Raw genomic sequence first — 8,907 nt, forward strand, 5'->3', positions numbered from 1 at the left:
CCTTGGGGGTAAGTCCCGCACAGGGCATGGCGTGCCTAGCGTTTCTTTGGCCTTATGGCAATGTCCAATGACGGTGCTCGACGGTTACGGTGCGGCCTTGAGCCCGGAAGTGGGCGCCTACGCGTTCCGCAACGGCGACGGAACGGTGGCGGCCTCCGGTGCAGCCCAGGGCCAGGGTGAAGCGGAAACGGCCTTCGGCTTCGAGAAGCGGGATCATGGTATCCAAAAGTCCTATGAGCTTGGGGAGAAATGCCTGGGCAATAGGGTTTTCGAGGACAAACGCGGCCACTTCGGGGTCCTGCCCGGTGCCTTGCCGCAGGGAGGGCTCGAAGTAGGGATTGGGGAGGAAACGGACATCAATGACGGTATCCGCTTCCGAGGGCATTGCGTGTTTGAACCCAAAGGTGATGAGATGCAGACGCATGCCCTGTGGAGCACTGCTCAGTGTCTCCCAGCGGCTTTGGATGGCGCGGCGTAGATCGTGGATGGAATAGTGGGTGGTATCGATGACGAGGTGGGCGCCGTCGCGGATAACGGCCAGGAGGGATCGCTCGGTTTCAATGGCTTGCTCAAGGCCGGGGGTGGTTGTGCTGAGCGGGTGGGGACGCCGTGTGGCGGCATAGCGCCGCAGCAAGGTCGAAGTGGAGGCTTCAAGAAAAAGCACCGTGGGGGTGGGATGGAGTTTGGCGAGGATTTCCTGCCATTGCTGGGCGAGGGCCGGCTGCCGGAGATCCATGCCCAGGGCCAGTCCGGCATAGGCATCTGCGGAGGAGCGGAAAAAGAGGTCCACAAGGTCCGGAGCCATGGCTGCCGGCAGATTGTCCACGCAAAAAAGCCCCATGTCCTCCAGGATGTTCAGGGCCGTACTCTTTCCAGACCCAGAAAGGCCGGAAACGATGACCAGGGGCTTGGTGGCTGTGGGAGGGGCCATAGAATTCAGGGCAGTGGGTAGGAGGTCATGAGTTCGAAAAGTTGGGAGGGCGGGGCGCTGAGAAAACTTTGGCGGAAGCTTGTATCCCGCAAGAGGCGCGCCAGGGAGGCCAATACCTTGAGATGCATACCGGCGCCCCCCGCTGGAGCGAGTACCAGCGTAATGATGTGCACTGGTTTATGGTCGACGCTGTCGAACTCCACGCCTTGAGTACTGCGCCCCACGACGACGGCGATATGGTCCAGCCCGTCCACCTTGCCGTGAGGGATAGCAATGCCATCGCCGATGGCAGTGGAACCAAGCCGTTCCCGTTCTAAAAGGATTTGGACGACGGCCTCCGGGGATACGCTTGGGAAAAGTGGTATGACCGGGCGCACAAGTTCGGCCAGGACCTCGGTCTTGGTCCTGGCCGAAAGTTCAGGAAGTACATGACTTGGATGGAGAAATTCGGAAAATTGCATGATTAGATGCCTGGATCGATGAGTCCGAACCCACCACTGCTTCTGCGATACACCACGTTGATGCGTTCGGTCTCGGCGTTGAGGAAGACGAGGAAAGTGTCTTCGGTTGTTTCCAATTGGAGCGCAGCCTCCGCCACAGTCATGGGTTTGGGGTCGAAGTGGTCGCTGCTTTCCACGACCGTGTGTGGAGCACCCTCGGATTGTTCCAGGCGAAGCACGTCCATGCGCACCGGAACCCCTTTGCGACGTGTTTTGTTTTTATCGCGGATTTTCCGCAGTTGGGCTTCGAGTTTCTCCCAAACCAAATCCACAGTGGCATACATGTCATTACTTTCGTCTTGAGCAGAGAGGTGAAGGTCTCTGCCCACGAGGACGACTTCGGCGATATGCCGGTACTTCTCCACCTCAAGGTTGACCTGGAGCTCCGTGTCGTCTCGATCTCCAATATATTTGACGAGTTTTTGGAAACGATCCCGGGCGTATTTGCGCAAGTGGTCCGAAGGCTCGAAATTTTTGAAGTTGAAGACGATGTTCATAGCAACCTCCTTGCGTTCGGTTGGGTCGAATGACCAATTAGAGAATCCGGCGTCTTCGGGAAGAAGACTCGATTCCCAGTACCGCACGGTATTTCGCCACAGTCCGGCGGGCGATGTTGATATCCAGGCGCTCTTTGAGCACCGCAGCAATCTTCTCATCGCTGAGCGGGTGCGCCGGGTCCTCTTCGTTGACCAATTGTTTGATGATGGCCTTGACGCTTTCGGAGCCCACCTCAGAGCCGTCGTCCATGGAAAGTCCGGAGTTGAAGAAAAATTTCAGCTCGAACACCCCATGCGGGGTCGCCACGTATTTGTTGCTGGTAATACGGCTCACCGTGGATTCGTGCATGCCAATGTCCTCGGCCACATCCTTGAGCACCAGAGGCTTGAGCTTGGTGACCCCGTGACGGAAAAAATCCTGCTGGAAGCGCACGATGCTCTCCATCACTTTATAGAGCGTCTTTTGGCGCTGCTGCAAGCTTTTTAAAAGCCATTGGGCGGAGCGGGCTTTTTCTTGGATGTAGTCTTTGTCGGGGCCTTGGCCGCCTTGGAGCAAGGTATCGTAGTGGGAACTGATCTGCAGGCGAGGCAGCCCCTCTTCGTTGAGCAGCACCACGAATTCGCCGTCGAACTCGTGCACGAACACGTCCGGGCTGACGTACACCGTGGCTTCGCTGCCAAAGCTTGCGCCCGGCAGAGGTTCTAGGCTTTGGATGATATCCAGGTAGGCGCGCAGGTCTTCCAGCTCGATCTTGAATTTCCGCGCCAGTGGTTTGAAACGCTTGCGTTCGATGTCTTCCAGGTGATCGCGCACCAAGGTGGTGAGAATGGGATCGTCTTGCCCCAACACCTCAAGTTGCACCAGCAGGCACTCCCGCAGGGAGCGGGCCGCGACGCCCACCGGGTCCATGCGCTGGATGCGGGCGAGCACCGCCTCGATGGCCTCGCGCTGGGCGCCGGTCTGCTCCATGAGATCTTCCAGGGTGGCCGTGAGGTAGCCGCGGGAATCGAGATTGCCGATGATGGCTTCGCCAATGGCTTGGCTCGCCTCGTCGAGGTCGGAGAGCCGCAGTTGCCAAAGCAGGTGGCCTTCCAGGGAGGGCTTGCCGGAGATGCGTCCTTCCCAGGGGGTCATTTCTTCTTGGAGTTCGGCTTCCTTGTTGTGTTGCTTACTGGTGCTCGCAAAGTCGCCTAAATAGGTTTCCCAATCGGCGTTGCGCAGCAGGTCTCGTTCGTTGCAGGAGAGGGCCGCTGTGGCGAGTTCCGGGGGAGTGGAAGGGACGTCTTCCGTGATCTCGGGCGTGGGGTGGTCCGTGGCTTCTTCTAAAACCGGATTCTCCAAAAGTTCCTGCTGGATAGCCTCCAGAAGTTCCAGACGGGAAAGCTGGAGCAGCTTGATGGCCTGCTGGAGCTGGGGAGTCATCACCAGCTGTTGGGTCAATTTCAGATTCTGCCGCAGTTCCAATCCCATAGACGTTTCCTTTGCATGGAGGGGATGCCCTCGTGATGCTTGCCTTCTGCCATAGACGGCTGGGCCTGGCAATGTCTTGATTTTTTCTGGGATTTCTTTTTCCGCTTACAGGCAGAATCCTTCACCCAGATACACGGAGCGGGCCATGGGGCTGGCCACGATGTCGTTGGGAGTGCCGGAGAGCACGACGCGTCCATCGTGAACCAGGTAGGCGCGGGTGCAGATGGCGAGGGTTTCGCGCACGTTATGGTCCGAAATGAGGATGCCGATGCCCCGTTGGCGCAAGTTGGCGATGATGCCTTGAATGTCGGCCACGGCCAAGGGGTCGATACCCGCGAAAGGCTCATCGAGCAGCAAGAATTGCGGTTTGCGGATGAGGGCCCGGGCGATTTCCAGGCGTCGGCGCTCGCCTCCAGAAAGGAACGACGCCGGCTGGTCCGCCAGGCGGAGAATCCCCAGTTCTTCGAGGAGATGTTGGGCCGTGCGCTCCTGTTCGGAGCGTGGGAGCCCGGTATATTCGAGGACGATGCGCAGGTTGTCTGCCACGGAAAGATTGCGGAATATCGAGCTTTCCTGCGGCAGATAGGAAAGGCCGAGAAGGGCGCGGCGGTGAAGCGGCAGGCGGGTGATGTCATGCTGATCGAGAGTCACCGTGCCGGCGGACGGGGTGGTGAGGCCGGCAAGCATGTAGAAAGTCGTGGTCTTGCCCGCCCCATTGGGACCGAGCACGCCGACGATCTCGCCGGGCTGCACCTCCAGGTCGATGCCCCGTACCACCTCCCGCCGTCGGTAGCGTTTTATGAGCCCCAATCCTACGAGGCTCATGGCTTCTTCTCCAACAATCCGGGGGTTGTCTTGGGCGCAAGGAAGATGGCCTCCACCCGTTGTTTGGCGCCGCCGCGCACCTCGCTTTTGCCGTCTTTGAGGTACAAGACGATGACCTCGCCGCGGATGCTGTTTTTGCCCTCACGAACCTCAGGATTGCCTTCCAGGGTGACGGTTTCGGTGCGGGCGTCGAAGGTGGCCCGTTTCCCGGTGCCGCTGCGGTTTTGGGTGGTCTGGATGCGCACGTTGCCTTCGGCGACGATGGACCGCACTTTGCCCTGGGGGGATGTGGCCGCGGCCTTGGATGCGCCTTCCTCCAGATGTACGGTGACCGTATCGGCCCAGAGCTCCATGTCCTCACGGGTGGCGTGGACCGCGCCGCGAAAGACGATTCGTCCGGCTTTTTGGAGATATTCCATGGAGTCCGCTTGGATGGCCACCGGCTGCTCTTCTTGGGCAGGCGCAGCCAGGGCCGGAGGGGCCAGGAAGAGACCGAGAAGTATGAGAACAGGGAGCATGGTCATTTCCTTTCAGGGTGGATGACGGCCTGGACGCCGCCGGTGGCAATGATACGCTCTTCGGAAAGAAACACCTGGACTTCCGGAGCGTCGAGGTCAAGGCGCGGGCCGCGCACCTGCACAGATCCCGCAAAGACGAGGCGGGCGTCCGCCTCGTTGTAGCGCATGCTCTGGGCGCTCATGGTGTGGTCGCGCATCTGTGCCGTGAGATTGCCCACGAGTTCCGCTTCGCCGCGTTTTTGCCACACCTGGCCGTGGAGGGCCGTGGCAGTGATGGGCCCGTGCGGGCTGAAATAGTGGATGCGCGGGGCGGTGATGCGCAGGGTGTCGGTGGCCTGATCGTAGTCCGCCTGCTGGCCGTCCAGCTCCCACAGAATGGTGCCGTTTTGGCCGTGGGTGAGATGAGGATCGGTGAGCTGGAGCGTGGCCTGGAGCGGCGGAAGGGAGGGGGCAGGCTCAGGGGTCCACATGCGCAGGGCGATCCACGCGCCGCCGAGAGCGGTAAGGACGCCGCTGACAAGGAGAACACCCCACCAGATCAGCCGTTGGTCCAATGGGCGCATATGGATTCCCAATGTCCTTGAGCGCGGAGGATCAGCTCTACGGCGTCGCGCACTGCGCCGTTGCCGCCACCGTGGGGCGTGACCCACAGGGCTTGGGCCAGGATCTCCGGCCGGGCGTTGGCGACGGCCAAGGGGAGTCCCACCGCCCGCATAGGGGCAAGATCCACGAGGTCGTCGCCCAGGTAGGCCGCCTGCTCCAGGCTCAGGTTTTCGTCGGCCAAGATGCGGGAGAGCGAGTCCATTTTATGATGAAATCCCGGGTAGTAATGGGAAATTCCCAATTCGGTCACCCGGGCGCGCACCGCTGCGGAGTCCAGCCCCGTGATCACCGCGAGTTGTAGTCCTCCGTGGAGCGCCATTTTCATGCCCAGACCGTCGTGGACGTGGAAGCGTTTTTGGATGTGGCCGTGGGCGTCGTAATAGAGTCCACCATCGGTGAGGACGCCGTCCACGTCGAGAACGAGGAGCCGAACTTTGCGTGCTGCCTCCACGACGTGGGCAGGAATTTCAAAGGATTGGGGCATGAGGGAGACTCCACAGGGCTTGGATTTCCCGAAGTAGCGGCTCGAGCGCGGCAAGGGGCCAGGAATTGGGGCCGTCGCACAGGGCGCGCTCGGGCTCGGGATGGGTTTCCAAAAAGAGTCCCTGGCATCCGCAGGCCGCTGCAGCGCGGGCAAGGCAGGGGACGAAGCGGCGGTCCCCGCCGGAGCGGTTTCCTTGGCCGCCCGGCAGTTGCACCGAGTGGGTGGCGTCGAAGACCACCGGATAGCCGTGGCCCGCCAGGATGGGCAGGGAGCGGAAATCCACCACCAGGTTGTTGTAGCCAAAAGAAGTGCCTCGCTCGGTGAGCCAGATGCGCGTACCGCCGGCAGCTTCGATTTTGGCCACCGCGCCCGCCATATCCCAGGGCGCCACGAACTGGCCTTTCTTGACATTGACGATACGCCCGGTTTTTGCCGCAGCCTGGAGGAGGTCCGTCTGGCGGCAGAGAAACGCCGGGATTTGGATGACGTCCGCCACTTCGGCCACGGCTTGGGCCTGACCAGGCTCATGGATGTCCGTGAGGATGGGAAGGCCGGTGCGTTCTTTGATCTGGGCAAGCCACTGGAGGCCAAGCGTAAGGCCAGGGCCGCGGAAACTCGCCCCGGCGCTGCGGTTGGCCTTGTCAAAGGAGCTTTTGAAGATCACCGGGAGGTTCAGCGCTGTCCCCACCTGAGCCACGTGGCGGGCTACTTCCAGGGCGAGGTCGAGGCTCTCCAAGGCGCACGGCCCGGCGATGACAAAATGGTAGTGGCGGAGTTTGTGGAAAAGATCCATGGGCTATGCCCCGCGTTGGTAGGCCAGGGCCGCGGCGATGAAGTCCCGGAAAAGCGGGTGCGGCTGCATGGGCGTGGAGGTGAACTCCGGATGGAATTGGCAGCCGAGGAACCAGGGGTGGTCTCGCAACTCTACGATTTCCACCAAGGTTTCATCCGGGGAGGTGCCGCTGATGACGAGCCCTGCCGCTTCCAGGCGTTCTTGGTAGGCGGTGTTGAACTCGTAGCGGTGGCGGTGGCGCTCCCATACTTCTTCGGCCTTGTAGGCGGCGTGCGCCAGCGTACCGGGGCGCATACGGCAGGGGTAGGCGCCAAGACGCATGGTGCCGCCCTTGTCGCAGCCAGGATCCCGGTACTGCATGCAGCCGGAGCGGAAGTCGTACCATTCGCGCATGAGGTAGATGACCGGGTCCGGAGTCAGGGGGTCGAGTTCCTCCGAGTTGGCCTGCGGGAGCCCAAGGACGTTCCGGGCGTACTCGATGACCGCGCACTGCATCCCCAAGCAGATGCCGAAGAACGGAATGCCTTGGGTGCGCGCATAAGCGATGGCCTGAATTTTTCCTTCCACACCGCGGGTGCCGAAGCCGCCGGGCACGAGGATTCCATGGACTCCCTGCAAAAGCGCGGGGGCGGTTTCCGCGGTGACGGTCTCAGAGTTGATGTAGCGGAAGCGGACGCGGGCCCGGTTGGCGACCCCGCCGTGGGTGAGGGCCTCGTGCAGGCTTTTGTATGCTTCTTTGAGGTCCACGTACTTGCCCACCACCGCGATTTCCACTTCATGCTCTGGATGGTGGAGGGTGTGGACGAGTTGCCGCCATGGGTCCAGGTTGGGATTTTTGGCCGCCAAGCGCAGCAGGATGGCGATCTTTTGATCTACCCCTTCTTCGTAAAGCATGAGGGGGAGCTCGTAGATGTGGTTGACGTCGATGGCGGTAAAGACCGCGTCTTTGTCCACATTGCAGAATAGGGCGATTTTATTTTTGATGTCTTCGGAAAGCTCTACTTCGGAGCGGCAGAGAATGATGTCCGGCTGGATACCGAGGCTGCGCAGCTCCTTGACCGAGTGCTGGGTGGGTTTGGTTTTGACCTCGCCCGCGGCCTTGATGAAGGGCACGAGCGTGAGATGGATGTAGAGTACATTGTCTTTGCCCAAGTCCGCCCGTAGTTGGCGGATGGCCTCGAGAAACGGCAGCCCTTCGATGTCACCCACGGTGCCGCCGATTTCCACGATGACCAGGTCCATGTCCTCATTGGCGAGGCTCAAGATGGCACTTTTGATCTCATCGGTGATGTGGGGGATCACCTGGACCGTGCCTCCGAGATAGTCGCCCCGGCGTTCTTTGGTGATGACCGAGTGGTAGATGCGGCCTGAGGTGTAGTTGTTGTTCTGGCCCAGATGGATGCCCAGATAGCGCTCGTAATGGCCAAGATCCAGATCTGTTTCCGCGCCGTCGTCGGTGACGTAGACCTCACCGTGCTGGAACGGGTTCATGGTGCCGGGGTCGACGTTGATATAGGGGTCGAGCTTCTGGATGGTGACCCGAAGCCCTCGGGCCTTGAGCAACGCCGCGATGGAAGCTGCTGCCAGTCCTTTGCCCAAAGAGGAGAGCACGCCGCCGGTGACGAAGAGAAACTTGGTGGTCATGAAAACCTCATGCGATGTCGTGAATGGGTGGTTCAAGAAAAATGGGCCACCTGCGGCAGCCCGGGAACCATCTTTCATGGTCTTTGAGGACCTAGAGGGCAGCGTGGCTTTTGTCAATCAGCCCCTACCTCCCACCCCACGATTTGGCGTTGGGCGGCGCTGAATTCCACTCCCACTTCCAGGACCCGCACCCCTGGGGCGCGGTATTTGGCGGCGTAGTTTTTGGTTTGGATCTGGGTAAGGGCGGTGCCGGTGGGGGTGTCCTGGTGGATGACCTTGAACTCGAAGATCCACACCGTGTCGTGGTGCCGCACCGTCAGGTCGCAGCGGCCAAAGCTGCTTACGTCTTCAGCGATGATGGAGAGCCCGAGCGAGGCCAGGTGGCTGTAGAACACACTGGCGAAATAGCCTTCGTACTGGGCGATGGGGCTGGTGTCGTACCAGCTATGGGGGATGCCGGCAAAGAGGCGCTCGAAGTGTTGGCGCACCGCCTGGGTGTCTGCTGCGGCAAAGGCGCGGCGAAGGGGGAGGGCGTGGCGCATGACCTCAGCGTCGTTGGGGATCCAGGCGGCCAAGAGGGAGCGGTTGAGGGCCATGCGTACTTCCAGGTTGGGCACGCGCAAGGTGTAGGCCGTGAGCAC

The 8,907-nt window shown here is 60.9% G+C and carries 11 protein-coding genes; all 11 read right to left on the reverse strand.

The window, feature by feature from the left end:
• Nucleotides 1-52: 52 nt before the first annotated feature.
• Complete coding sequence (gene rapZ / locus BR00_RS08460) at nucleotides 53-931, reverse strand: RNase adapter RapZ (protein WP_496477153.1); 879 nt, start codon at nucleotides 929-931, stop codon at nucleotides 53-55.
• Between the two features lie 5 nt (nucleotides 932-936).
• Nucleotides 937-1,392: a PTS sugar transporter subunit IIA gene (locus tag BR00_RS08465; RefSeq protein ID WP_496477154.1), complete on the reverse strand. Its 456-nt coding sequence runs from the start codon at nucleotides 1,390-1,392 to the stop codon at nucleotides 937-939.
• Nucleotides 1,393-1,394: 2 nt separating this feature from the next.
• The gene (gene hpf, locus BR00_RS08470; protein ID WP_496477155.1) at nucleotides 1,395-1,928 is read right to left on the reverse strand and encodes a ribosome hibernation-promoting factor, HPF/YfiA family; all 534 of its coding nucleotides are present in this window, start codon (nucleotides 1,926-1,928) and stop codon (nucleotides 1,395-1,397) included.
• A gap of 37 nt (nucleotides 1,929-1,965) precedes the next feature.
• Complete coding sequence (gene rpoN, locus BR00_RS08475; protein WP_496477156.1) at nucleotides 1,966-3,399, reverse strand: RNA polymerase factor sigma-54; 1,434 nt, start codon at nucleotides 3,397-3,399, stop codon at nucleotides 1,966-1,968.
• Nucleotides 3,400-3,504: 105 nt separating this feature from the next.
• The gene (gene lptB, locus BR00_RS08480) at nucleotides 3,505-4,224 is read right to left on the reverse strand and encodes an LPS export ABC transporter ATP-binding protein (protein ID WP_496477157.1); all 720 of its coding nucleotides are present in this window, start codon (nucleotides 4,222-4,224) and stop codon (nucleotides 3,505-3,507) included.
• A complete protein-coding gene (gene lptA, locus BR00_RS08485; RefSeq protein WP_496477158.1) occupies nucleotides 4,221-4,742 on the reverse strand; it encodes a lipopolysaccharide transport periplasmic protein LptA in 522 nt (173 codons plus the stop codon). Before lptA ends, lptB begins: the two co-directional genes overlap by 4 nt.
• Before the next feature lie 2 nt (nucleotides 4,743-4,744).
• On the reverse strand, nucleotides 4,745-5,305 hold the full coding sequence (lptC, locus tag BR00_RS08490) for an LPS export ABC transporter periplasmic protein LptC (protein ID WP_496477159.1): 561 nt from the start codon (nucleotides 5,303-5,305) through the stop codon (nucleotides 4,745-4,747).
• Nucleotides 5,281-5,829 (reverse strand): KdsC family phosphatase, encoded by a 549-nt coding sequence (locus BR00_RS08495; protein WP_496477160.1) that lies wholly within the window; start codon nucleotides 5,827-5,829, stop codon nucleotides 5,281-5,283. The genes lptC and BR00_RS08495 overlap by 25 nt, the downstream gene beginning before the upstream one ends.
• On the reverse strand, nucleotides 5,813-6,622 hold the full coding sequence (kdsA, locus tag BR00_RS08500) for a 3-deoxy-8-phosphooctulonate synthase (protein ID WP_496477161.1): 810 nt from the start codon (nucleotides 6,620-6,622) through the stop codon (nucleotides 5,813-5,815). Before kdsA ends, BR00_RS08495 begins: the two co-directional genes overlap by 17 nt.
• A 3-nt stretch (nucleotides 6,623-6,625) precedes the next feature.
• Complete coding sequence (gene pyrG, locus BR00_RS08505) at nucleotides 6,626-8,266, reverse strand: CTP synthase (protein ID WP_496477162.1); 1,641 nt, start codon at nucleotides 8,264-8,266, stop codon at nucleotides 6,626-6,628.
• A 113-nt stretch (nucleotides 8,267-8,379) separates the two neighbouring features.
• The coding region (locus tag BR00_RS08510; RefSeq protein WP_496477163.1) for a PD-(D/E)XK nuclease domain-containing protein at nucleotides 8,380-8,907 on the reverse strand (528 nt) is incomplete at its 5' end.

It is taken from the genome of Thermodesulfomicrobium thermophilum DSM 16697, assembly GCF_059568695.1.